This window comes from Pseudoalteromonas sp. 5Ae-yellow, assembly GCF_014077565.1.
Classification (GTDB): Bacteria; Pseudomonadota; Gammaproteobacteria; order Enterobacterales; family Alteromonadaceae; genus Pseudoalteromonas.
The window spans coordinates 54227-78649 of sequence record NZ_JACGWD010000010.1; the positions used below are offsets into that span (position 1 = coordinate 54227).

Genomic DNA, 24423 nt, shown 5'->3' on the forward strand with positions numbered 1-24423 from the left:
ATGAGCACAGAAATTAAAGTTCCTGTTCTTCCTGAGTCGGTTGCAGATGCTACCGTTGCTACATGGCATGTAAGTGTTGGCGACAAAGTAACTCGCGATCAAAACTTAGTAGACATTGAAACAGATAAAGTGGTTTTAGAAGTGGTTGCACAGCACGACGGTGTAATTACAGAAATATCACAAGAAGAAGGTGCAACCGTACTTGGCGATCAAGTTATGGGTTTACTTGGTGATGCTGATGCAGCGCCAGCAAGTGAAGGTTCAACTAAAGAAGAATCAGCACCAGCTAAATCAGAAGACGCGCCAGCGGCGCAATCAGCACCAGCATCAGAAGGTAAAGAAGTGGACATTAAAGTACCTGTACTTCCAGAATCAGTTGCAGACGCAACAATTGCTACATGGCATGTACAACCAGGTGACGCGGTAACACGCGACCAAAACTTGGTAGATATTGAAACAGATAAAGTTGTTCTTGAAGTAGTAGCTCAAGAAGATGGCATCATGGGTGATATCATTCACGGCGAAGGCGATACTGTATTAGGCGAGCAAGTAATTGGTTCGGTTAAAGCAGGCGGTGCACCAGCGGCTCCAGCTGCAAAAGCAGACTCAGCGCCAGCAGCAGATTCAAGCGAAAGTTCAGATGTGTTAACACCATCAGTTCGTCGTTTAATCGCAGAGAAAGGCTTAGACGCTTCTAAGATTAATGGCACGGGTAAAAATGGTCGTGTAACTAAAGAAGACGTTGATACTTTCTTAAAAGCGCCAGCGCCTAAAAAAGCAGAAGCTTCTGCTCCAGCAGCACCGATGGGCGATCGTACTCAAAAACGTGTTCCTATGACCCGTTTACGTAAAACGATTGCAACACGTCTTCTTGAAGCTAAAAACTCAACTGCAATGTTAACAACATTCAACGAAGTGAACATGGAACCAATCATGAGCCTTCGTAAGCAGTACCAAGAAGTGTTTGAAAAGCGTCATGGGATTCGTTTAGGTTTCATGTCTTTCTACGTGAAAGCGGTAACTGAAGCACTTAAGCGTTTCCCAGATGTTAACGCATCAATCGATGGTGACGATATTGTCTACCATAACTATTTTGATATCAGCATTGCAGTATCTACTCCACGTGGTCTAGTTACTCCAGTACTTAAAGATTGTGACAAACTATCTGTTGCTGAAATCGAAAAAGGTATTCGTGAGTTAGCACTTAAAGGTCGTGATGGTAAGCTTACGCTTGCTGATATGACCGGTGGTAACTTCACTATTACTAACGGTGGAGTATTTGGTTCATTACTATCTACACCTATCATTAACTTGCCACAATCTTCGATTTTGGGTATGCATAAAATCCAAGACCGTCCTATGGCTGTAAATGGTAAAGTTGAAATACTTCCTATGATGTATTTAGCACTTTCTTATGACCACCGCATCATTGATGGTAAAGAATCTGTTGGTTTCTTAGTGACTATTAAAGAGTTGCTTGAAGATCCAACTCGCTTATTGCTAGATGTTTAATCTAGTTGTATGAAATGTAAGCTGTGAATGAACATTCACAGCTTTTTTTTTGCGCCTTTGGTCTTACTGGGGTTTTCATGTTAAGCCTTGGGATCTATACTAGGTGCGCAATTTGGGATAGTTGTTTATTTGAAAAAATATTCAGCTCTTTTAGTATAAAAAATTGGATAAAGCATCATGAATTTGCATGAGTATCAGGCAAAACAACTTTTTGCCGAATATGGTTTACCAGTTTCTCAAGGTTTCGCTTGCGATACACCTGAAGAAGCTGCAGCAGCTGCTGAAAAAATCGGCGGTGATATGTGGGTTGTTAAAACTCAGGTTCACGCAGGTGGACGTGGTAAAGCTGGCGGTGTAAAGCTAGTTAAAACTATCGACGAAGTAAAAGCGTTTGCAGCTAACTGGTTGGGTAAAAACCTAGTTACTTACCAAACAGACGAGAAAGGTCAGCCAGTAGCTAAAATTTTAGTTGAAAGCTGTACTGACATTGCTAACGAATTGTACCTAGGTGCAGTAGTTGACCGTGCATCTCGCAAAGTAGTTTTCATGGCGTCTACTGAAGGCGGCGTTGAAATTGAAACTGTTGCAGAAGAAACACCTGAGCTTATCCACAAAGCTGAAATCGATCCACTAGTGGGTCCACAGGCTTTCCAAGCACGTGAGCTAGGCTTCAAATTGGGTCTTAACCCAGTACAAATGAAGCAGTTTGTTAAGATCTTTATGGGTCTTGGTAAAATGTTCACTGATTTTGATTTCGCACTACTTGAAATCAACCCGTTAGTAATCACAGACGAAGGTAATCTTCACTGTCTTGACGGCAAAATCGGTATCGATGGTAATGCACTTTACCGTCAACCTAAAATCCGTGAGTTCCACGATCCATCTCAAGAAGATGCACGTGAAGCACACGCAGCAAGCTTCGAACTTAACTACGTTGCTCTAGATGGCAATGTTGGTTGTATGGTTAACGGTGCAGGCCTAGCGATGGGTACTATGGACATCGTAAACCTACATGGCGGCAAACCGGCTAACTTCCTAGATGTTGGCGGCGGCGCGACTAAAGAACGTGTTTCTGAAGCATTCAAAATCATTCTTTCTGACGACAATGTTAAAGCTGTTTTAGTAAACATCTTTGGCGGTATTGTACGTTGTGACATGATTGCTGAAGGCATCATTGGTGCAGTTAAAGAAGTTGGCGTAACCGTACCAGTTGTTGTACGTTTAGAAGGTACTAATGCTGAATTAGGTCGTGAAGTTCTTAAGAACTCTGGTCTAGATATCATTGCTGCTGAATCACTAACAGACGCTGCTGAGAAAGTTGTTGCTGCTGCGGAGGGCAAATAATGTCTGTATTAATCAATAAAGATACAAAAGTTATCTGTCAAGGTTTCACTGGTGGCCAAGGTACTTTCCACTCAGAGCAAGCGCTTGAGTACGGTACACAAATGGTTGGTGGTGTTAGCCCGGGTAAAGGCGGTCAAACGCACCTTGGTCTTCCTGTATTCAACACAGTTCGTGATGCTGTTCAAGAAACTGGCGCAACTGCTTCAGTTATCTACGTACCAGCTCCTTTCTGTAAAGATGCAATCTTAGAAGCTATCGATGCTGGCATCGAGCTCATTGTTTGTATCACTGAAGGTATCCCTACACTTGATATGGTTGATGTTAAAATCAAACTAGATCAAACAGGTACTCGTATGATCGGTCCTAACTGTCCAGGTGTTATCACTCCTGGTGAGACTAAGATTGGTATCATGCCTGGTCATATCCACAAACCAGGTAAAGTAGGTATTGTTTCTCGCTCTGGTACTTTAACGTACGAAGCAGTTAAGCAAACTACTGATGCTGGTTTTGGTCAGTCTACGTGTGTTGGTATTGGTGGTGATCCAATTCCAGGTACTAACTTTATCGACGTTCTAGAAATGTTTGAAAAAGATCCACAAACTGAAGCAATCGTAATGATTGGTGAAATTGGTGGTACTGCAGAAGAAGAAGCTGCAGAGTACATCAAAGCAAACGTAACTAAACCTGTAGTATCTTACATTGCTGGTGTTACTGCACCAGAAGGTAAGCGTATGGGTCACGCTGGCGCAATCATTGCCGGTGGTAAAGGTACTGCTGATGAGAAATTTGCTGCATTAGAAGCTGCGGGCGTAAAAACTGTACGTTCACTTGCTGATATCGGTAAAGCACTTAAAGAGAAAACAGGCTGGTAATCGCTTGTTTCCTTTAAAAAGGCCCGCATATGCGGGCCTTTTTGTTATTAGCTGAAAATTTAGAACGGGTAACTGATATGTTGGAAAAAACGTACAGATAAATCTTGTCGCTGCTTATTTATGGCTAGCTCATTGCACAGAGAATGAATTGTTTTTTCCACTTGGTTCATAAATCGACCGTACCCCATTTCATGTTTATCCTGTTGCGTAGCAACCACTACAAAATGTAGGGTCTCTACTAGTTTATTTGCCTCATAAAAATACTTAATCTGATTTTCATTAGAGTCAATATCAAAACTTAATTTTTGAAGTTCTGCATTGCCTTCACTTTTATCAATTTTACTGTTTCGTATAATAGGTGTTGCGCCATTAGCAACCATAGCGCCATGATTCAGGTTGTTATTTTGACACGCACGTATAAATGAGTAGGCAAAGTAGTCATAAAATTTAGCATAGTCATTTGTGTTCATTAGTGTTTGAAATTGCGTTTTAATAGCGCGCGAAACCGGTATAGTAAAAGTCGCGTAAGTCATCTCTGCGTGTTCATCGGGTATGCTGCATTGTCTTGACTGATAGCGAGGGAAAAGGCTTCTTAATTTGTAACCATAGCTTTCCTTATTGCCTTTTTCTTTAGCAAATAGGTCATATGTTAAGTGTTGATGATCGCGAAGTTTAAACTGGGATTGATTTACTAAAAGTTGTTCTTGTAGAGTGTTTAAGACTTTTTGAACTTTATTATGAAATTCTGCAGAGTTGGCTCGTAAATCATCGCCTGTAGCTAAAAATAGAATACGTATTTTTTTACTCTGTGTACCTTCAGTGTAATAAATCTTATGCGCTTCATGATAGCAAGGGTTATAAAAAAAGAGCATCTGTTTATCTGTCTCAAACTGATAAGACTCATCATTAAACCTTACAACGGGCAATTTATCATTCGCTAATAAGTGCACATTATGAAGCTCATACTCATCGCAAGAAGCAAACAGTTGGCGCGCAACACGTTCATAGCAACAATTTATATTACTAAAGCTTTTGTAAAAATCCTGATTAGGGGTGACTTCTGCTAAAAGGTAGTGGTTTGCGCGTGCGTTAGTTGGAATATATACACGATGTTGATTAAGTGTAGCCATCTTCGAATCCTTATAAAGTAGGTTATTTTGCTACTATAATTGGCTTTGATGACTTAAATATTGCGCTAAAACAAATTTTATTCATAAACAAGAGTTAAGCTGAATTAAAGTTAAGTAATATCTAAAATAAACCTTAATCTATTGCTGTATGTTAGTGTATGTTTTTGTAATAATGCATTAGTTTTGTTATTACGTAATATTTAGAGGACTGCACTCCTATGGCGGAAACTGAGAATCGCCCAAGTAACTTTATTAGAACCCGAATTGATGAAGACTTATCAAGTGGAAAACATGCCACTACGCATACACGTTTCCCACCTGAACCAAATGGCTTTTTGCATATTGGTCATGCCAAATCAATTTGTTTAAATTTTGGTATCGCAAAAGATTATAACGGTTTATGTAACCTACGTTTCGACGATACAAACCCAGAAAAAGAAGATATTAACTACGTTAATTCTATAAAAGAAGATGTTCAGTGGTTAGGTTTCAATTGGGATGGTGATATAAAGTATTCTTCTAATTATTTTGATACTTTATATGGCTACGCTGTTGAGTTAATTGAAAAAGGTTTAGCCTACGTTTGTTTTTTAACAGCAGATCAAGCACGTGAATATCGTGGCACATTAAAAGAGCCAGGTAAAAACAGCCCATACAGAGATACTTCAGTTGAAGAAAACCTAGCGTTATTTGAAAAAATGCGTGCTGGCGAATTCAAAGAAGGTGAATGTGTCTTGCGTGCTAAAATTGATATGGCAAGCTCATTTATGGTGCTTCGCGATCCAATTATTTACCGTGTACGTTTTGCTCATCATCATCAAACAGCAGACAAGTGGTGCATTTACCCAATGTATGACTTTACGCACTGTATTTCTGATGCGCTTGAAGGTATTACACATTCATTATGTACATTAGAGTTTCAAGATAACCGTCGTTTATACGACTGGGTACTTGATAACATTAGTTTAGAGTGTCACCCACAGCAAATTGAGTTTTCACGTTTAAATCTTGAATACACAATTATGTCTAAGCGCAAGCTAAGCGATTTAGTGGTAAATAACCATGTAGAAGGGTGGGATGACCCACGCATGCCTACAATTGCAGGTTTACGTCGCCGTGGTTATACACCTGGCTCAATTCGTGAGTTTTGTTTGCGCATTGGTGTAACAAAGCAAGAGAATATGGTTGAAATGGGCATGCTTGAAGCGTGTATCCGTGAAGATTTAAACGAAAATGCACCGCGTGTAATGGCCGTACTCGATCCTGTTAAAGTTGTTATTGAAAACTACGATGCAGACAAGGTTGAGGTTTTATCTGTGGCCAATCACCCAAATAAAGAAGAAATGGGTCGCCGTGATGTACCATTTACTCGTGAAATCTATATAGAACGAGAAGACTTTAAAGAAGAAGCGAATAACAAGTTTAAACGTTTAGTGCTTGATAAAGAAGTACGCTTACGTGGCGCTTATGTTATTAAAGCACAGCGTGTTGAAAAAGACGAAAACGGCGAAATCACAACTATTTTCTGTACTTACGATGCTCAAACACTTGGTAAAAATCCAAGTGACGGACGTAAAGTAAAAGGTGTTATTCATTGGGTTTCAGCACCAGAGTGTATTACGGCAGAAGTTCGTTTATACGATCGTTTGTTTAGTGTGCCAAACCCAGCAGCTGCAGAGGAATTTGAAACAACATTAAATCCTGAGTCACTGGTTGTTTTATCAAACGCTAAATTAGAGCCATCGCTTGCCAATTCACAAGCAGAGCAGGGCTTTCAGTTTGAGCGTACAGGTTATTTCTCTCGTGATTCTAAATCAGAGAACGTTGTATTTAACCAAACAGTGGGTCTTCGCGATTCATGGTCTAAAACTCAATAAGTAATATCTAAAAAACCTGAACTCTGGATAATAAATCTATCTCGAGCAACTATTTTCAGCGCTAACTGCGTTGAATTTACTTGCAATAGGCCAGCTATTGACGCGTGAATTCGCCTTGTTTTCACTTAAAATCTCTGGCTAGAGAAAATAAATTTAAATATCACCATGATTCAATACGTTGGTAAATCTCTTAACCAGAGTTCAGGTTTAATATCCCCAGTTTTTACTGGGTATGTTTATTACAAGCGTATTTTAGACACAAAAAAACCTGCACTCAGCAGGTTTTTTATTGCTTTTTAAAAGCGGTATTAGCTGTTAGCGTCGCTAAATTCTTTACACGCTGCTTTATCATTACACTCACCGTATAAATATAAAGAGTGGTTTGTAAGTGTAATACCATTTTCTTCAGAAATTTCAAGTTGACGACGTTCAATCATCTCATCTTCAAACTCTACCACTTTGCCACATTTCAAACACACTAAATGATCGTGGTGTGTGCTTCCAGAAAGTTCAAATACTGATTTGCCACCTTCAAAGTGATGACGGCTTACAATACCCGCATCATCAAATTGGTTAAGTACGCGGTATACAGTTGCAAGACCAATTTCTTCGCCTAAATCCAAAAGAATTTTGTAAACATCTTCAGCGCTGATGTGTTGGTTATCTGGAGATTGTAAAATCTCTAATATTTTAATACGCGGTAAAGTTACTTTTAAACCGGCTTTTTTAAGTTCCAAGTTATGATCAGTCATTAAATCTGTCTCAATTTTATTTGGTTATACTAGACATCTTGCAAAGATGTACACGACACATTAGCAACAAACAGGATAACGTGCCTAAGCGTTAAGTGCAAAGAACAATTGATTTATATTGCCACTAAAGCTTAAAACGCTAACTGTTTGATAATTATTTAAACAGTTAGCGATATATGTTGTAAATTAGTCAGCTAGCTCACTCAAACACATTTCTTCATATACTTGGGCAGACCATGCTTTAACACGTTGTTCTGTAAGCTCTGGTTGGCGGTCTTCGTCGATACCTAAACCTACAAAGTGCTTATCATCAGCCATGCCTTTAGATGCTTCAAAATCATAGCTTTCGCTCGGCCAATGACCAACCACAATAGCGCCACGCTCAGTAACGATATCGTTGATCATGCCCATAGCATCTAAAAAGTACTCAGCGTAATCTTCTTGGTCTCCACAACCAAAAATAGCGACAAGTTTACCTTCAAAGTCTACTTCTTCGAGCTCTGGAAAAAAATCATCCCAGTCACATTGTGCTTCGCCGTAGTACCAAGTAGGGATACCGAATAAGATCAAATCAAATTCAGCAATCTCTTCTTTAGAGCTTTTTGCAATATCATGAACAGCCACTAGCTTTTTACCCAATTCTTTTTGGATCATTTTTGCTACGTGTTCTGTGTTACCTGTGTCACTTCCGAAAAAAATGCCTACACTTGCCATGGATTTAAAACCTTTTATGTATCAATAGCCAATCTTTCTTGTAAAATTGTTTCAATCAGCGCACTGCGGCTAATATTTTGTGCATCTGCCATATCACTCAATGCTTGATATAACTGCGATGAAACTTTAAATTCAACACGCTTTAAACCACGTGCTTTATCTCTTTTTATTTGATTACGTTTATTTACCTTTAACTGCATATCCCGTGAAAGGGGATTGGTTTTAGGTCTGCCTGGGCGTTTTTCGTATTCAAATAAATCGAGTGTAGTTCTATCTGTTTCTGACTTCGCCATGCTTAACCTACACCTGCGCCTTGCCAAAATACTTGAATCAGCCCTTTAGCAATAAAGCCCGAACAACCTAAAAAGAGCACGCCCCAGACAATGTATTGTCCGAACTTAGGCACATTGCCACTTTTTAGTACGTCTTTAATTGCCATGCCGATGAATATGAAAATACCGGCTAAGCCAAAATACAACCCTAGGGTATCAAATTCGTTAATTAATTGACTGACCATCAACGTATAACCTTTAAATTAAACGGCGCGTACTATAGCATATAATTATTCATATATTTAGTGCGCAAAATCAAAAACACGCGATTAAAATTGCTTTAAACCGCAGTTAAAAAGTCGTTTATCGCTTTATTTACAGCAAGTGGCTTTTGAGCATGAAGCCAATGGCCTGCGCCATGAATTATTTTAGCCTTGGTATTTTTAAAGCGAGCTTTAATTGCAGTACGATGCTCGGGCAAAATATAGTCAGAATCATTACCTTTAATGAAAAGAGTATCGCATAAACAAGAATTATTTTCATTAACATTGGATGTGATAGTAGAATATTTTTCGTCAAGCACATTTAAGTTAAACCGCCATGCAAAATGACCTTCCTCATTTTTAGCGAGACTTTTAAGTAGAAACTGTCGCACTCCCAGTTCTTCTATATAAGGTTGCATAATTACATCAGCTTGCTTTCTATCATCTATTGACTGCGCTGAAACCGCTTTTAATGCTTGTAATATTTTTGTGTGGCGAGCAGGGTAACTAACAGGTGCTATATCAAGTACAACAAGCTTATTTACAAGTTCAGGATGTGTAAGTGCTAATTCCATTGCCACTTTACCACCCATAGAATGCCCAACTAAATGTGCTTTATCTATGTTCAAATCTGCCAATAACTCAACAATATCTTGAGCCATTGCCGGGTAGTTCATTTCGCTGCTATGCGGTGAAAGTCCGTGGTTGCGTAAATCAACGTTAATAACATTAAAGTGTTCACTTAATGGTTTTGCGATTACATTTAGGTTTTCTAATGATCCAAAAAGCCCATGTATCAAAATAACATTAGGACCTTGCCCTTGTTGCCTGTAATTTAACTGCATACCCGCCTCCTGAAAATTTCGCCATAGTTTGCCGAGCATTGCTCTAAAAAGCAAAAAATACAGCGACTATTTATTAAATTGGGCTTTTGGGCTTTAAATCAACAACAATTAGGTAAATATTAATATGTTTACGGGAGTGCTTGTTGTAACTCGCATTTCTGATTGGTTTGGGTATAATCACACGGGAGAAAAAAATGTGACCCGTAATGACAGGAAGAACATGAAACAAATCGACATAGACGACGAGTTATATCAATATATTGCAAGCAATACTCAAAGTATTGGTGAAAGTGCATCCACTATTTTACGTCGTTTATTAAATCTGAGCGGCGAAAAAATTCAAACCGCAAACGTAGAACTAACTCAAAACAATCAAACTGCGACTACGTCTACCGCCACATTAAAAAGCTCAGAGCCATCTGCTGCTGAGACTTCAAAAAAACAAACGCCTTTAGCTCACGCACCAGTGAAGCAAAAAAGCGATAATGTTTTTAATGTATTAAATAAAGAAGAGCTGGCAATGCAAAAGGGCGTTGTTGGACGCTTTTTGTTTATTTTAAGTGCATTTTACCGCACACATAAAACTGATTTTTCGGCTGTATTAGATATAAAAGGCCGTGACCGTGTTTACTTTGCTACTAGTAAAGAAGCTTTAGTAAACAGCGGGAGTAGTATGAACCCTAAGAACATAACCGATAGTGAATATTGGGTTATGACTAATTCTAATACAACACGTAAAAAAATGATGCTTCATGAAGTTGCTCTTTGCCTTGGATATAGTGCTGAGCAAGCTGAAAAAATTCGCGATTACCTGTAAGGAAATATAATGGCTATTCATTCAGGCGCAGGCAAAACTGCTCCACAATCGGCATTGGTTAACGTACCTAAATTAGTATCTGCGTACTACTTAAACGAACCTGATCTTGAACAAAATCCAGATCATTGTGTTGCCTTTGGCACTTCAGGACATCGAGGTTGTTCTTACGATGTTAAATTTAACGAGTCTCATATTTTAGCCATTACTCAAGCTATTTGTGATTACAGAAAACAAAATGACATATTTGGTCCGTTATTTTTAGGCAAAGACACACACGCATTGAGTGAAGCCGCATTTAACTCGGCTATTGAAGTATTAGTTGCTAACGAAGTACAAGTGATAACGCAAGAAGACGGTGATTTTACACCAACGCCAGTTATCAGCCACGCTATAGTGAGCCACAATAAACTACACCCAAATGAATTAGCTGACGGGATTGTTGTTACGCCTTCGCATAACCCTCCTGAAGATGGTGGCTTTAAATACAATCCACCTAATGGCGGACCAGCTGATACCGACGTAACTAAGTGGATTGAAGACAGAGCTAATCAACTTTTATTAGAAGATTTAGTTGAAGTTGAGTTATTCCCATTCGCTAAAGCATCGCGTTCGGGCTTTATCCGCTACGAAGATTTAATGACTCCTTATATTGATGACTTAGCAAATATCGTTAATTTAAAAGCAATCAGCGATGCAGGTATTAAAATTGGTATCGATCCACTAGGTGGTTCAGGTATTAATTTTTGGCCAGTCATTGCAAAAAAATATAATTTAGATTTAACCGTAGTTAATGATGTTGTTGATCCACGTTTTGCTTTTATGCCACTTGATAAAGACGGCAAAATTCGTATGGATTGTTCATCACCTTATTCAATGGCAAATCTTATTGCACTAAAAGATGATTTTGATGTGTCTATTGGTAATGACCCTGACTACGATCGTCACGGTATTGTAACGCCAGATGGCTTAATGAATCCAAACCACTTTTTAGCAGTGGCAATCGATTACTTACTTAAACACCGTGATTGGAATGAAACCGTAGAAATTGGCAAAACATTGGTTTCTAGCTCTATGATCGACAAAGTCGCTGCTCGGAACAACCGTAAGGTTAAAGAAGTACCAGTAGGCTTTAAATGGTTTGTTGAAGGCTTAAGCAAAGGCAAGCTTGCCTTTGGTGGCGAAGAAAGCGCAGGTGCTGCATTCCTACGTTTTGATGGCTCTGTATGGTGTACAGATAAAGATGGCTTCATTATGGGTCTATTAGCCGCAGAGATTTTGGCTGTGACAGGTAAAACGCCATCAGTGCTTTATAAAGAATTAGAACAAGAGTTTGGTTCTCCAATTTATAAACGCCTAGATGCACCAGCCACAAGCGGTCAAAAAGCACGTTTAAAAGCATTGAGTGCTTCTGATGTTAAAGCAGATACACTTGCTGGCGAGCCTATTTTGCAAAAATTGACTCATGCACCAGGTAATGATGCCGCCATTGGTGGTTTAAAAGTGGTAACTGAGAACGGCTGGTTTGCAGCGCGTCCATCAGGTACCGAAGATATTTATAAAATATACCTTGAATCATTTAAAGGTGAAGAGCATTTAGCATTACTTGAAAAAGAAGCTAAAAAGCTTGTAGATTCAGTTATAAGCTAACTTAATCTAATAATTTTAAAACGGCTGATTTATTCAGCCGTTTTCGTTTCTATACCTTGTGTATATAAAAATATATTCATAAGAGTCTACTCTCACATTATTTTTTAAGGGCTTATTATATGTCAGCCAATCCATCTTACTTAAATGAATTAAAACACACTGGCGATTTTTTAACGCTTAGTTGCAATAACGAATGGCATTTAGATGCAGGTGAGTTTGTTTTAGATAATGGAACTCGTGTAAATATACACGATACCGGTGTAATCGAGTTTCAACCTGCTGTTACAACGTCAAAAGATGTAGTTTATTCAAGCGCCGTACACGGTAACGAAACTGCGCCAATTGAAATTTGTGATGCACTTATTAAACAAATTATAAAAGGCGAGTTGATACTTAAGCAGCGCGCTTTGTTTATTTATGGTAATCCACAATCAATTAATATTGGCCTGCGTTTTGTAGAAGAAAACTTAAATAGATTATTTAATGGTCACCATACAGTTGAAGGTGTACCAATGAATAATGAGCGTACCCGTGCTGCAAAGCTTGAGCAATACGTAAGCGATTTTTATACGCGTGGCGAGCAAGGCAGTAGCCGGTGTCACTACGACTTACACACTGCAATTAGAGGCTCTAAAAACGAAAAATTTGCTGTGTATCCATTTTTACATGGTAAGCCTTGGAAAAAGTCTCAGTTACAATTTTTATTGAGTTGTGGTGTAAATACCGTACTTATGATGAAATCTCCCGCAACAACATTTAGCTATTATTCGTCGTTCGTTCATGGTGCAGACTCGTTTACGGTCGAGCTGGGTCAGGTTAAGCCATTTGGCCAAAATGATATGACCCGCTTTGAAAAAACAAAGCAAACATTAACTGCATTAATTAGCCAAAATGAAGTTAAATACCCTGGTTTTAATGCAAGTGAGTTTGAGTTATTTGCAGTGCACCGCACAATTAATAGAACGCAGGATGATTTTAGTTTCCCTTTTTCTGATGATGCTGAGAACTTTACTGGCTTTGCGAAAGGTGAACTACTTGCAACCGACGGTGATACAGCGATTTACGCTGACGTTGAAGGAGAGGCTATTATATTTCCAAATGCGAGCGTAGCATTAGGCCAAAGAGCATTGCTTACCGTTATTCCAATGAATATTGAAGCAATTTCGTCTAATTAAACTCATCAGACCACTGGTGGCTTCAAGTTAACTATATGATTACTATTAATTAAAGTAATCGTATCGTTAACTTGCCACTTATTTAACCTGTATTTGCTTTTGTTTCGTCCCAGATGTGTTGAATAACACTTTACGTTAACGTAAAGTGTTGGCAGCTTTAATTAAAGATAGTGCAGATGTTGCAAAGTTTAACCAGCAACAATCACCCACAATAATAATTTAAAGGGGCACTGTTTTACCGACAACAAAAGAAGGTAGGTTATGAGTAATCCAAATAACGTATCGCTGAATATTAACCACGAGCTTGAATTTATTGATGGCCAAGCACTTAATATTCCAACCCTTAGTATTTTAACTGAGGACGGCGACATTCATCCTAGTGCAACCGCACCTGATATTTCAAAACATACCGCTATTAAGTTATATGAAACAATGCGTTTTATACGTTTGTTAGATGAACGTATGCAAGGCGCGCAGCGCCAAGGTCGTGTTAGTTTTTATATGCAATGCCTAGGCGAAGAAGCCGCAGTTACAGCCTCTGCTGCTGCACTTGAGCAAGACGATATGATCATGGCGCAATATCGTGAACAAGCAGCACTGCATTATCGTGGTTTTACGCTCGATCAATTTATGAACCAAATGTTCTCAAATGAATTGGATTTAGGTAAAGGTCGCCAAATGCCAATTCATTATGGGTCTAAAGCGCTAAACTACATGACGATTTCATCGCCATTGGGTACGCAAATACCACAGGCAACAGGTTATGCATATGGCCAAAAAATAAAGCACATCGACACTAAAACAGGCGAGCTTTCCAGCACAATTGATAATGTAACCATTTGTTATTTTGGTGAAGGTGCTGCATCTGAAGGTGACTTTCATGCCGGTTTAAATATGGCAGCGGTTCACAGAGCGCCGGTTATATTTTTTGCACGTAATAACGGTTATGCCATATCTACCCCTGCTGATGAGCAGTTTAAAGGCGACGGTATTGCATCGCGTGGTGTGGGTTATGGTATTAAAACAATTCGTGTTGATGGCACAGATGCACTTGCTGTTTATGCGGCGACTAAAAAAGCACGCGAAATAGCTTCAACACAAGGTGAGCCTGTACTTATTGAATCGATTGCTTATCGTTTAGGAGCGCATTCTACGTCAGACGATCCAAGTGGTTATCGTTCTAAAGATGAAGAAGCGAATCATCAAACGTGTCCTATTGATAAATTTAGAAAATGGCTGGTCAAGCAAGACTGGTTAAACGAAGAAGACGATTTAAAAGCAAAAGAGTCGATTCGTGAAGAAATTTTAGCAGCGCTTAAACGTGCTGAAGTTGTTGCGAAGCCCGCTTTAGAAGAACTGGTATCTGACGTTTACGATACACCAATTCCATTATTGCAACGCCAGTACGAGCAACTAAAAGAACATATAAAACAGCATCCAGATGCTTACCCAGTAACCGCAGGGAGAATTAAGTAATGGCTAAAATGAACATGCTCCACGCAATTAACTCTGCTCTCGATATTACGATGAATGAACACCCTCAAGCCTGTATTTTTGGTGAAGATGTTGGTTACTTCGGTGGTGTATTTAGAGCAACATCTGGCTTGCAAGAGAAGTACGGTAAACATCGTGTTTTTAATACGCCTTTAACCGAGCAAGGTATTTTAGGTTTTGCTAATGGTTTAGCGGCTTTTGGTGCGCCTGCATTAGCAGAAATTCAATTTGCTGATTATATTTTTCCAGCGTTTGATCAAATAGTAAATGAAGCCGCTAAGTTTCGTTATCGCAGTGGTAATGAATTTAATGTCGGTAACTTAACTATTCGTACGCCCTACGGCGGTGGCATTGCCGGTGGTTTGTACCATTCACAATCACCCGAAGCGTATTTTGCGCACACACCAGGTTTGAAAGTAGTTGTACCGCGTAACCCTTATCAAGCTAAAGGATTATTACGTGCATCAATTAAAGACGATAACCCGGTCATATTTTTTGAGCCTAAGCGTTTATATCGTGCATCAATTGGCGAAGTGCCAGAAGAAGATTATAGTATTGAATTAGGCACGGCTGAAGTAGTACTAGAGGGTAGTGATATTACGCTTTTAGCGTGGGGTGCTCAAATGGAAATTATTGAAGATGCAGCAAAGCAAGCAAGCGAGCAAGGTATAAGCTGTGAAGTAATTGACCTTCGTAGTATTTTACCTTGGGATGTTGAAACGATTGCTAAATCGGTTACTAAAACCGGCCGTTTAATCGTGAGTCATGAAGCGCCTATAACCAATGGCTTTGGTGCAGAGATAGCAGCAACAATACAACAAGAGTGTTTCTTGCATTTAGAGTCGCCAATTTTACGTGTATGTGGTCTAGATACCCCATACCCGCTGGCACTTGAAAAAGAATACGTACCGGATGCACTAAAAGTGTTGGCTGCAATTAAACAATCAATGGATTTTTAGGGGTTACCATGGCTAAAGATTTTATATTACCCGATATTGGTGAAGGCATTGTTGAATGCGAAGTAGTTGAATGGCTAGTACAAGAAGGCGATACCGTATCTGAGGATCAACCAATCTGCGATGTTATGACAGACAAAGCATTAGTACAAATTCCGGCAGTGCATGATGGCGTAATTTCAAAGTTATATTATCTAAAAGGTGAGATTGCTAAAGTACATGCCCCTTTATTCGCTATGGATGTAGCCGGTGAAAGCATTAGCAATGAAGTAGTACAAGAGCCAGTACAAGCTGAAAATAAAACTAATGATGCAGCTGATGTGGTTGAGGATTTTATATTACCGGATATTGGTGAAGGTATTGTTGAGTGTGAGATTGTTGATTGGTTAGTTGCTGAAGGCGACGAAATAGAAGAAGACCAAGCGGTTTGTGACGTAATGACCGACAAAGCATTAGTACAAATTCCGGCAAAATATACAGGCACTGTACAAAAGTTATATTATCAAAAAGGCGAAATAGCCAAAGTACATAGCCCGTTGTTTCAAATGACAATTGCAGGCAGTGCAGTAAAGCCAAATGTTGATATAAACCAAGCGGTCGTAAAGGCTCAAACTAATGCTGTAGTTGAAAAAACAGCACCAGTTGAAACGCAACAAGCTGCAAAGGTTATCAATCAAAAAGCGGTTGCGTCGCCTGCAGTTCGTCGTAAAGCACGTGAACTAGATGTTGATTTAACGTGCGTACCAGGCAGTGGTAAAAATGGACGTATTTATAAGCAAGATATTGAAGAGTTTGTAAAAGGCGAAGTGCCAAATACTATTGATACTTCACCGCTTAATAGCGATGCTTCTCAAAGTGCAGTACAAAACCAAACACAGAATCAAAGCGGTGGTGTACGAGTAGAGCAAATTAAAGGCATTAAAGCGGCCATGGCCAAGCAAATGGTGGCATCGGTTTCAACTATTCCGCACTTTACGTTTAGTGATGAAATAGACTTAACCCAGCTTATAGCTTTGCGCAGCTCCTTAAAAGAGCAGTACAAAGCACAAGGCGTAAAGCTCACCATGATGCCATTTTTTGTAAAAGCACTCTCGCTAGCAATAAAAGAGTACCCTGTACTTAATTCAAAAGTGAATGATGATTGCTCAGAGCTTACCTATTATAACGATCATAATATTGGTATTGCAGTTGATTCAAAAATTGGCTTGTTAGTGCCTAATATTAAATCGTGTCAGAGTAAGAGCATTGTTGATGTAGCTAATGATTTAACTCGATTGACCGAGTCAGCTAGAGAAGGACGTGTTGCACCTGATGATTTAAAAGGAGGGACTATTAGCATTTCTAACATTGGTGCAATTGGCGGCACTATTGCGACTCCTATAATTAATAAACCAGAAGTGGCTATTGTAGCGCTTGGTAAAATACAGCATCTACCACGTTTTGACGAAAGTGGGCAGGTTGTGAGTAAAGCGATAATGCAAGTAAGTTGGTCTGGCGATCATCGTGTTATTGATGGCGGCACTATTGCTCGCTTTAATAACCTATGGAAATGGTACTTAGAAAATCCATCGGCAATGATGATGGCAATGAGTTAATAATATAATTGTTTAAACCTAGGTCGTGTAGATCTTTGATGGTTGAATTTGCAGCAGTATGTTTGGTTTTTAGGCAAGGCAGAGCCTATGAAGTGTGGTTACTCCCCATAAATAGGTGATAACGCAGTATAAATGCCAAACATGCGCTGCCCTTCAAGTTCTGCCTAGGGGCGATAAACTCTTTGTTGCTCGGTTTTTACTTAGACCACTAGGTTACAAACCTCGCGCCGCGATTTAATCGCCCCTAGCTTGAACAAATTTCAATCCGCAAAGGTCAACACGCCCTAATAAAAAACCAGCAATTTGCTGGTTTTTTGTTTTAAAAGAGCCTGTTTTTATTTAAGATACAAGTGTTACTAAAAAGTAATAAAGTTAACCCCGTTAGGGAATATAAAAAATAACACTAAGGAAATTTCATGGAACATTATATGAACGCGCTTCGCAGCTACGCCGATTTTTCAGGCCGTAATCGTCGTAAAGCATATTGGATGTTTGTATTGATTAATACCTTAATCTCTATAGCACTTTCATTCGTTGATGAATTAATTGGCTTTTATATTATCAGCAATATTTATAGTTTAGCACTATTGATACCGAGTTTGAGTGCTGGCGCACGTCGTTTACACGACACAGGCCGCTCAGGCTGGTGGCAGTTACTTTGGTTAGTGCCAGTAATTGGTTGGATTGTTTTAATTGTTTTTCTTGCACAAAACTCACATGAAGGCGAGAACGATTATGGCCCAAATCCGAAAGAGCTAGCTGCAGAGCCAGCTACGGTATAAAAAATAACTTAATATTAAAAGCTCAGCAATTGCTGAGCTTTTTTGTGTTTGGCTATTTTAGCTTAAAAAGTAAAGGCCGTAGCCAACGGCCAAAGCAGGAATAGATGTATACACAGTCGCAATTACAGCCGCTTTAGGTGCCATTGCAATTGCAGGAAATAACGCATCACCATCATTAGATATTGCATTAGCAGTTAATGCGCTAAATGGAATGATCCCCTGAATATATAACGTAGTAACAATTATTTGCGGACCACAACCTGGTAAAAAACCAATCACTACAGCAATAAGTGGCGCTAAATAAGCATAATGTGCAAACCAGTTTTTTAAATCAAGCCCTGCAATATTTACTAAAATCTCAAACAACATAAACGATGCCACTACCCATGCGGTCACAAAGTGTGTGTCTTGAAGTACTTTAATAATTTTAGAAGGTGGATTACATTCATCGTCTTCTGAGGTTACTTCTTTATAGCTTTCACCTTTAGAAGAATACGCCCATATAGTGACAGTAAATAACGCCATTGCAGCACCAAAAATACTAATACTTGTGCCTGTGTATTTTCCAAATTGATCAAAGTCGACATTAAATGCAATTAAAAAAGCAATAATGAGGCTTGGAATAATAGCGAACATCCAAACGGGTTTGCTTATTTTAATTATACTAGTTGGCAATACTTTAACTTGGTGTTTTTGTTCTTGCTTTGTTGGGCGTAAAAAGTCTTTTGCATGAAGGGCGTTTACTATAACACCACAAAGCGTGCCTACTACTAAGCCAATGGCCATTATGGTTAAACCTTCAGTAGGGCGAGTGGCAAGGAGTAAAAATGCGGCATCTCCCATTGTAGCTGTTAAAACAGCAACAATAGCCCCAAAACTTGCTTGGCCTTTTGTAAACTGGGTAACCACTATTATTGCACCACCACATCCAGGAAGGGCACCTAAAACGGCAGCAAAAAATATTTCTAATACCGGCGATTTAGCACTTAAATAACTAAGCTCTAATTGAGGTAAATGCTCTATGGCGTAGTAATAAATTAATAATGTAGCAGCAACAAATACGCTAACTTGAAAAAAAGCATCGCTTAGTGCTGTTATTGTAATTTCACGAAGTGATGGCACAGCTAAGCATACCAGCAAAAAAAGTGGTAATAATAAACGTTTATTTTGGCTAACAAAGCGTTTACAAGCGGGCGTAATAAATCCTATTTGAGAGAGTAAAATCATACAGTGTTACCAATTAAATAAACTTAGTAACACTGTATATTTTAATTAAATGATAATCAATATCATTTGCATCTATTTAAATCGATTACTCTCTTTGAGTTTTTCGATGTTAAACCAATGCTACTTACGTTGAAATTCTGAGTTTGCATTCCACGTTGGCCATTGCTCTTGCTCCGAAATATCAAAGCCTACTTTATAAAACAATTGTAAGTCTTGAACAGCACCCGATAAATCCCATTCGTCACGGTAACGATCACATGGTTGATGATAACAACCGCGAAGTACTAAACTCATGCGTTTACGGTAATTAGCTGTCTCTTCGTCAGCTGCGACTGTGCCGCCACCTGCGTACATGGCTGGAATCCCCATATTAGCAAATGCAAAGTGATCAGAGCGGTAATAGCCACCAGATGATGGTTTAGGATCGCCTGATATTGTTCTGCCTTGCTCTTTAGCTGCAGTTGCTAAAAACTCATCCATTTGTGACTTGCCAATACCAACCACATTCATGTCTTTTACTTTGCCTAATAAATTTAAGCTATCCATGTTTATGTTAGCGACTGTTTTATTAGCTGCAATCACTGGGTTAGCTGCATAGTATTTAGAACCTAGTAAGCCTTGCTCTTCAGCAGTTACCGCTAAAAATGTCATTGAGCGGCTAGGATGCTTAGGTAATTTAGTAAAGGCTTCAGCTACTTCAATAAGCCCAGCTGTACCCGTTGCGTTGTCGTGAGCACCGTTGTAAATTTGATCGCCTTTACGTGTTTTATCTGTACCTAAGTGATCCCAATGCGCCGAGTAAATAACATGCTCATCTGGTTGCTCGCTTCCTGGTAACGTAGCGATAAAGTTATACGACACTGATTTTTTAATCGTATTTTTAACATTAACAGAAGCAGTTAAATCGCCCATATCAACATGGTAAGCACCTTTAGCTGCGTTTTCTTTCGCAGTATCGAAATCTAATCCTGCTTTAGTGAAAAGCTCTTTTGCTACGTCAGTTGTAACCCAGCCTTCAACAGCTACACGATCCATATTGTTGTTTTCTTTTTGAAAACCAAACTGCTCACCGCTCCAAGAGTTTTCAACTACTGACCATGGATATGACGCAGGTGCTGTTTCATGAATAATAATTGCGCCAGCTGCACCTTGTCGACTTGCTTCTTCATATTTGTATGTCCAACGACCATAATAGGTCATCGCGTCGCCAGTAAATAAAGCAGGGTCTTTTGTTGCAAAGCCCGGATCGTTAACCAGCATTACAACCGTTTTGCCCTTAACGTCTAACCCTTCGTAGTCATTCCAATTGTATTCAGGTGCATTAACGCCGTAGCCCACAAAAACAAGTTCAGAATTTTCTATGCCTTCTTGTGCGCTAATGCGGCTGCTACCCATAACCATATCTTTTTTATATTGATAGTCTTTACCACCAATACTAAGCACCATGTTCGAATCAGCTTCTAAAGAAACCAATGGCACTTCTTGTAAGTAACTGTCGCCATTACCTGGTTTTAAACCTAAAGCTTTAAACTGCGCAGTTAAATAATCAAGCGTTAGCTTTTCGCCAGGTGATGAAGGAGCACGGCCACCAAACTCATCCGATGCGAGTACTTTTACATGTTTAGCCAGTTCATCAGCTTGAATACTGTTATAACCATTTGTTACATCAGTCGGGGTAATACTTGTTGTTGCGCAACCTGCTAAAACAGCAGTAGCGAGGAGTGTGAGAGAGAAATAATGTTTCATGTCAGCTCTTTTTTTGTTTTAAGTTGTGATTAGTATATTAACTTCTATTAAGCAGAACCAGTTTTTGCGGTAAACTTCTCGTAAATTATAGGCATAAATTGTTAAAGGTTTAAATGAAGCGTTTTACTCCCCCCGAGCAGTGGCAAATCAGTAGTTTAGAAACAGGTGCATTTGCGCATTTACGTGAGCTATTTAAAGTTAACGAACTAACAGATTGGCCGGCGCCGCAGTGGTTTTCTCCATTTTTAACTGCTATTAATGAGAATAATATTCCTATTACTTTTGAAGATGATGCAAAGGTAGACTTTGGCGAGCGGTATTACGAGCAAGTAATTTTTGAAACGGGTGTTGTACCTACACGAAGTAAAAATTGGCATGACTTATTTGGTGGGTTTATATGGTGTTTATTTCCAAAAACCAAAGCGTTAATAAACCATAGACATGTGCAAGATATAGCTGAGCATGGGCTGCAACAGCGTACTAAGCATCGTAATGCACTAACGCTTTTTGATGAATGTGGCGTTGTATTAGCTATAAGTGAGAGTAAATGGCAGCAGTGGCTTTGCGATCACCAATGGAAAACTGCATTCGTTGAACTCAAACATGAGTGGGGTAAAACAATAAAACCTTTTATGTTTGGTCATGCTAATTATGAAATGCTAACAAAGCCTTATATAGGTTTAACGGGTAAAGCGTTATTTGTTTGTGTACCTAATGAAATGTTTTGTAAAGATTTAGTAACTCAATACAAGTACCTTGACCAAGCCCTTTATGAGATGATTAATACAGATAACTGCTTAGCCGATAACAAAAAGCTTTCACCACTGCCTTTATTAGGTGTGCCAGGTTGGCATGACGAAAACAAAGACGACTCTTTTTACAACAATACAGATTATTTTAGAGCGAAACGAAGGATGCGAACATGATAGAAGTTGCTGGGCTTAAAAAGAAATTTAAGCTAACTAAAGATCACAAAAAAAATAAAATAGACGACATCGATCCTCGTGAAGATAAAGACTACTTTCACTCAGTACGAGACGTTAGTTTTAGTTGCGCTAAAGGTGAGGTGCTTGGATTACTCGGCCCAAATGGTGCGGGAAAAACGACGACACTGAGAATGATTTCAACCGCGTTAAAGCCCGATGAAGGCTCAATAACGATTGCCGGAAACGATATTGTAAAAAAACCGCTACTAGGGCGTAAGACTATTGGGTTTTTATCAGGCTCTACGGGTTTGTATGGCCGCTTAACTGTAAAAGAAAACATAGAGTATTTTGCAAAGCTTCATGGCATGAACAAAAGCGATATAGCATCGCGTTGTGATGAGCTATTTACATTGCTTGATATGCATAAATTTGTAGATAAACGGGCAGAAAACCTTTCAACAGGTATGAAGCAAAAAGCAAATATAGCGCGTGCAGTTGTTCATCGCCCAGCAGTTGTTGTACTTGATGAGCCAACAACGGGCCTTGATATAATGACAACACAAACCGTTATTAAATTTATCAAAGGTTTAAAGGCGCAAGGGACGCCTGTTATTTTCTCAACCCATCATCTAGATGAAGTTGCTCTTTTGTGCGACCGAGTCGCTGTAATTAACGAAGGTATTAGCTGTTTTGACGGAACAGTAGAAGAGTTTAAACAAGCAGGTAATAGTGATGAGCTTAACCAAGCGTTTATGAACATATTAACGGAGAAACATGATGTTTGAGGTATTTAAAAAGGAATTAAGAGAACTCCTTCGCGACAAAAAAACCTTATTGTTCGTAGTTGTTTTCCCGATTGTTGTTTTTCCGTTGTTATTTGCTGTGGTTGCATTTATAAGCTCACAAGCTGCGCTTGATGCTGATCAAAAAGTAAATACATACGTAATTGTTAATGGTGAGTACGCACAAGAATTTACTGATAAGGTGTTTTACCACAAAAGTTTTGAGCTGTATGAAGGAAGCAAAACGTTCAATACTATTGAAGAGCTTAAAGCGGGTGTTATTGCTGGTGATATCGATATGGGTATCTATTTACCCAGTGATGCCAAACAAACGTTAAGAGACGAAAAGCAAAGTAAATGGCAAGTGGTATTTAACGATTCAAAATCAATTAACTTCTTATTTGAACGTGTAAAAGAGCTCGCAAAAGAATACAGCGACAACTTACAAAAAGAACAATTAATTAGCTTTGGTATTGATATGTCAGCTCACGCAGCGCTGTTAAATCCAGTTGATGTAATAAAAGTTGATACCGCAGATAAGCGTGAAAACTTAGGCGAGAAAATGGGTGGCTTTTTACCTTATTTACTTATCCCTCTTGTATTAATGGGTGCAACCTACCCAGCAATTGATTTAGGCGCCGGTGAAAAAGAGCGTGGTACTCTAGAAACGTTATTACTTACCCCTATTACTCGTACAGAGCTAGTATTAGGTAAATTTATTACTCTACTCACTACTTCAATCGCATCTACTACCATCACCGTAATTAGTATGGGGTGCTGGATAGCACTAGCATTAGCATTTGCAGATCTAGATTTTATTAAAGCCGCGTTTAGTACATTAGGTATTACAGACTTGCTGATGATTTTTGTATTACTGTTGCCAATTGCAGCTATTTTTTCATCATTAGCACTGGCTATATCAATCTATGCGCGTTCGTTTAAAGAAGCGCAAAATTACATGACACCATTAAGCATGGTGGTATTTTTTCCAATTATAATTTCCGTTATGCCTAATATGGAGCTTACTGCTAAAACAGCATTCATTCCTGTTACAAACGTAGCATTAGCAATTAAAGAAATAGTAAAAGGGACTGTTGATTACACCTTTGTAGGCTTAATATTTTTAGCAACAGCAATCATTGCTGCAGGGCTACTGGCATTTTGCGTTAAATGGTTTAACCGAGAAGATGTATTATTTAGATAAGAATTTATTGGTAATAAAAAGCATCACTTTAGTGATTAATGCCGATCATTTAAGAAATAGTTAATAGCACTTGAACGATCTTCTAGGTATGTAAGAATCCGAATTCTTTTGTAGAATTCGGATTTTTTATGCAACTTTCTAATGCTCTCGATATTATCAACAACATCAAACCTAATGACGTTGAAACACTCGCAGATTTACTCCCTTTATCTCTTATCGAAGAAGCCTATGCACTGACCGAAACCGTTACACTACGAAAAAGAAAACTAACCCTAGAATCGATGGCTTGGTTGTTGATCGGTATGGTTATTTATAATGACAAATCCATGGCCGATGTCGTTAATATGCTCGACATTGTTGACCGGTAAGCGTCTAGCGAACCACACCTAGCATCGATGTTCTGATTATCTAAAAATACCTGCTCAATGATAAATTCGGAGCAGGTGATGAAAACTTACAGAACAAGCGCACAGTGGCAGCAGCTTTTGCTG

At 39.0% G+C, this 24423-nt stretch carries 22 protein-coding genes and 1 pseudogene; 15 read left to right on the forward strand and 8 right to left on the reverse strand.

The features are described from left to right. From odhB to sucD, 3 genes are all read left to right on the forward strand, one after another. A complete protein-coding gene (gene odhB / locus H4J63_RS04775; RefSeq protein ID WP_182194872.1) occupies positions 1–1512 on the forward strand; it encodes a 2-oxoglutarate dehydrogenase complex dihydrolipoyllysine-residue succinyltransferase in 1512 nt (503 codons plus the stop codon). A 177-nt stretch (positions 1513–1689) separates the two neighbouring features. Then, entirely contained in the window at positions 1690–2856 is a 1167-nt protein-coding gene (gene sucC, locus H4J63_RS04780; protein ID WP_024599574.1) for an ADP-forming succinate--CoA ligase subunit beta, read from the forward strand. Further along, complete coding sequence (gene sucD / locus H4J63_RS04785; RefSeq protein WP_024599573.1) at positions 2856–3728, forward strand: succinate--CoA ligase subunit alpha; 873 nt, start codon at positions 2856–2858, stop codon at positions 3726–3728. The genes sucC and sucD overlap by 1 nt, the downstream gene beginning before the upstream one ends. A gap of 59 nt (positions 3729–3787) precedes the next feature. Here the strand turns inward: sucD and H4J63_RS04790 are convergent, their stop codons facing one another. After that, complete coding sequence (locus tag H4J63_RS04790) at positions 3788–4858, reverse strand: DUF3083 family protein (protein WP_024604822.1); 1071 nt, start codon at positions 4856–4858, stop codon at positions 3788–3790. A 218-nt stretch (positions 4859–5076) separates the two neighbouring features. Between H4J63_RS04790 and glnS the strand changes: the two genes are divergently transcribed. Then, positions 5077–6735 carry a glutamine--tRNA ligase gene (glnS, locus tag H4J63_RS04795; RefSeq protein WP_024604823.1) on the forward strand — a complete coding sequence of 553 codons (1659 nt, stop codon included), beginning with the start codon at positions 5077–5079 and terminating at the stop codon, positions 6733–6735. A 308-nt stretch (positions 6736–7043) separates the two neighbouring features. Here the strand turns inward: glnS and fur are convergent, their stop codons facing one another. From fur to H4J63_RS04820, 5 genes are all read right to left on the reverse strand, one after another. After that, a complete protein-coding gene (gene fur / locus H4J63_RS04800; protein ID WP_007586857.1) occupies positions 7044–7487 on the reverse strand; it encodes a ferric iron uptake transcriptional regulator in 444 nt (147 codons plus the stop codon). A gap of 186 nt (positions 7488–7673) precedes the next feature. Beyond that, the gene (gene fldA / locus H4J63_RS04805) at positions 7674–8201 is read right to left on the reverse strand and encodes a flavodoxin FldA (protein WP_007586856.1); all 528 of its coding nucleotides are present in this window, start codon (positions 8199–8201) and stop codon (positions 7674–7676) included. A 14-nt stretch (positions 8202–8215) separates the two neighbouring features. Continuing rightward, positions 8216–8494, reverse strand: coding sequence for a LexA regulated protein (ybfE, locus tag H4J63_RS04810; protein WP_002962928.1), 279 nt, complete (start codon positions 8492–8494; stop codon positions 8216–8218). A 2-nt stretch (positions 8495–8496) separates the two neighbouring features. After that, on the reverse strand, positions 8497–8718 hold the full coding sequence (locus H4J63_RS04815; RefSeq protein ID WP_002962930.1) for a DUF2788 domain-containing protein: 222 nt from the start codon (positions 8716–8718) through the stop codon (positions 8497–8499). A gap of 95 nt (positions 8719–8813) precedes the next feature. Further along, complete coding sequence (locus H4J63_RS04820) at positions 8814–9581, reverse strand: alpha/beta fold hydrolase (RefSeq protein WP_024605562.1); 768 nt, start codon at positions 9579–9581, stop codon at positions 8814–8816. A 220-nt stretch (positions 9582–9801) separates the two neighbouring features. Between H4J63_RS04820 and seqA the strand changes: the two genes are divergently transcribed. From seqA to H4J63_RS04855, 7 genes are all read left to right on the forward strand, one after another. After that, entirely contained in the window at positions 9802–10398 is a 597-nt protein-coding gene (gene seqA / locus H4J63_RS04825) for a replication initiation negative regulator SeqA (protein ID WP_024605563.1), read from the forward strand. Between the two features lie 9 nt (positions 10399–10407). Continuing rightward, the gene (gene pgm, locus H4J63_RS04830; protein WP_024605564.1) at positions 10408–12045 is read left to right on the forward strand and encodes a phosphoglucomutase (alpha-D-glucose-1,6-bisphosphate-dependent); all 1638 of its coding nucleotides are present in this window, start codon (positions 10408–10410) and stop codon (positions 12043–12045) included. Positions 12046–12164: 119 nt separating this feature from the next. Beyond that, positions 12165–13220 (forward strand): succinylglutamate desuccinylase, encoded by a 1056-nt coding sequence (gene astE / locus H4J63_RS04835; protein ID WP_182194875.1) that lies wholly within the window; start codon positions 12165–12167, stop codon positions 13218–13220. A 261-nt stretch (positions 13221–13481) separates the two neighbouring features. Beyond that, positions 13482–14696: a thiamine pyrophosphate-dependent dehydrogenase E1 component subunit alpha gene (locus H4J63_RS04840; RefSeq protein ID WP_182194878.1), complete on the forward strand. Its 1215-nt coding sequence runs from the start codon at positions 13482–13484 to the stop codon at positions 14694–14696. Further along, positions 14696–15673 (forward strand): alpha-ketoacid dehydrogenase subunit beta, encoded by a 978-nt coding sequence (locus H4J63_RS04845; protein ID WP_170070841.1) that lies wholly within the window; start codon positions 14696–14698, stop codon positions 15671–15673. Before H4J63_RS04840 ends, H4J63_RS04845 begins: the two co-directional genes overlap by 1 nt. Positions 15674–15681: 8 nt before the next feature. Then, the gene (locus tag H4J63_RS04850; protein ID WP_182194880.1) at positions 15682–17265 is read left to right on the forward strand and encodes a dihydrolipoyllysine-residue acetyltransferase; all 1584 of its coding nucleotides are present in this window, start codon (positions 15682–15684) and stop codon (positions 17263–17265) included. 416 nt (positions 17266–17681) lie between these two features. After that, a complete protein-coding gene (locus H4J63_RS04855; RefSeq protein ID WP_182194883.1) occupies positions 17682–18047 on the forward strand; it encodes a DUF805 domain-containing protein in 366 nt (121 codons plus the stop codon). A gap of 57 nt (positions 18048–18104) precedes the next feature. On the opposite strand, the gene H4J63_RS04860 is transcribed toward H4J63_RS04855, so the two are convergent. Both H4J63_RS04860 and H4J63_RS04865 read right to left on the reverse strand, forming a co-directional pair. After that, a complete protein-coding gene (locus H4J63_RS04860; protein ID WP_182194885.1) occupies positions 18105–19274 on the reverse strand; it encodes a putative manganese transporter in 1170 nt (389 codons plus the stop codon). Between the two features lie 120 nt (positions 19275–19394). Then, entirely contained in the window at positions 19395–21020 is a 1626-nt protein-coding gene (locus H4J63_RS04865) for a M28 family metallopeptidase (protein ID WP_024605569.1), read from the reverse strand. A gap of 113 nt (positions 21021–21133) precedes the next feature. On the opposite strand from H4J63_RS04865, the gene H4J63_RS04870 reads away from it, so the two are divergent. The 4 genes and pseudogenes from H4J63_RS04870 to H4J63_RS04885 all read left to right on the forward strand — a co-directional run. After that, on the forward strand, positions 21134–21946 hold the full coding sequence (locus H4J63_RS04870) for a DUF3025 domain-containing protein (RefSeq protein ID WP_182194887.1): 813 nt from the start codon (positions 21134–21136) through the stop codon (positions 21944–21946). Next, the gene (locus tag H4J63_RS04875) at positions 21943–22731 is read left to right on the forward strand and encodes an ABC transporter ATP-binding protein (RefSeq protein WP_182194889.1); all 789 of its coding nucleotides are present in this window, start codon (positions 21943–21945) and stop codon (positions 22729–22731) included. The genes H4J63_RS04870 and H4J63_RS04875 overlap by 4 nt, the downstream gene beginning before the upstream one ends. Beyond that, positions 22724–23932, forward strand: coding sequence for an ABC transporter permease (locus tag H4J63_RS04880; RefSeq protein WP_182194891.1), 1209 nt, complete (start codon positions 22724–22726; stop codon positions 23930–23932). Before H4J63_RS04875 ends, H4J63_RS04880 begins: the two co-directional genes overlap by 8 nt. 128 nt (positions 23933–24060) lie before the next feature. Further along, positions 24061–24297: pseudogene (locus H4J63_RS04885) on the forward strand (transposase domain-containing protein); the annotation flags it as partial. Positions 24298–24423 lie beyond the last annotated feature (126 nt).

Coding starts and splice junctions, on each gene's coding strand:
- odhB (WP_182194872.1), top strand. CDS start 1: ATGAGCACAGAAATTAAAGTTCCTGTTCTTCCTGAGTCGGTTGCAGAT.
- sucC (WP_024599574.1), top strand. CDS start 1,690: ATGAATTTGCATGAGTATCAGGCAAAACAACTTTTTGCCGAATATGGT.
- sucD (WP_024599573.1), top strand. CDS start 2,856: ATGTCTGTATTAATCAATAAAGATACAAAAGTTATCTGTCAAGGTTTC.
- H4J63_RS04790 (WP_024604822.1), bottom strand. CDS start 4,858: ATGGCTACACTTAATCAACATCGTGTATATATTCCAACTAACGCACGC.
- glnS (WP_024604823.1), top strand. CDS start 5,077: ATGGCGGAAACTGAGAATCGCCCAAGTAACTTTATTAGAACCCGAATT.
- fur (WP_007586857.1), bottom strand. CDS start 7,487: ATGACTGATCATAACTTGGAACTTAAAAAAGCCGGTTTAAAAGTAACT.
- fldA (WP_007586856.1), bottom strand. CDS start 8,201: ATGGCAAGTGTAGGCATTTTTTTCGGAAGTGACACAGGTAACACAGAA.
- ybfE (WP_002962928.1), bottom strand. CDS start 8,494: ATGGCGAAGTCAGAAACAGATAGAACTACACTCGATTTATTTGAATAC.
- H4J63_RS04815 (WP_002962930.1), bottom strand. CDS start 8,718: ATGGTCAGTCAATTAATTAACGAATTTGATACCCTAGGGTTGTATTTT.
- H4J63_RS04820 (WP_024605562.1), bottom strand. CDS start 9,581: ATGCAGTTAAATTACAGGCAACAAGGGCAAGGTCCTAATGTTATTTTG.
- seqA (WP_024605563.1), top strand. CDS start 9,802: ATGAAACAAATCGACATAGACGACGAGTTATATCAATATATTGCAAGC.
- pgm (WP_024605564.1), top strand. CDS start 10,408: ATGGCTATTCATTCAGGCGCAGGCAAAACTGCTCCACAATCGGCATTG.
- astE (WP_182194875.1), top strand. CDS start 12,165: ATGTCAGCCAATCCATCTTACTTAAATGAATTAAAACACACTGGCGAT.
- H4J63_RS04840 (WP_182194878.1), top strand. CDS start 13,482: ATGAGTAATCCAAATAACGTATCGCTGAATATTAACCACGAGCTTGAA.
- H4J63_RS04845 (WP_170070841.1), top strand. CDS start 14,696: ATGGCTAAAATGAACATGCTCCACGCAATTAACTCTGCTCTCGATATT.
- H4J63_RS04850 (WP_182194880.1), top strand. CDS start 15,682: ATGGCTAAAGATTTTATATTACCCGATATTGGTGAAGGCATTGTTGAA.
- H4J63_RS04855 (WP_182194883.1), top strand. CDS start 17,682: ATGGAACATTATATGAACGCGCTTCGCAGCTACGCCGATTTTTCAGGC.
- H4J63_RS04860 (WP_182194885.1), bottom strand. CDS start 19,274: ATGATTTTACTCTCTCAAATAGGATTTATTACGCCCGCTTGTAAACGC.
- H4J63_RS04865 (WP_024605569.1), bottom strand. CDS start 21,020: ATGAAACATTATTTCTCTCTCACACTCCTCGCTACTGCTGTTTTAGCA.
- H4J63_RS04870 (WP_182194887.1), top strand. CDS start 21,134: ATGAAGCGTTTTACTCCCCCCGAGCAGTGGCAAATCAGTAGTTTAGAA.
- H4J63_RS04875 (WP_182194889.1), top strand. CDS start 21,943: ATGATAGAAGTTGCTGGGCTTAAAAAGAAATTTAAGCTAACTAAAGAT.
- H4J63_RS04880 (WP_182194891.1), top strand. CDS start 22,724: ATGTTTGAGGTATTTAAAAAGGAATTAAGAGAACTCCTTCGCGACAAA.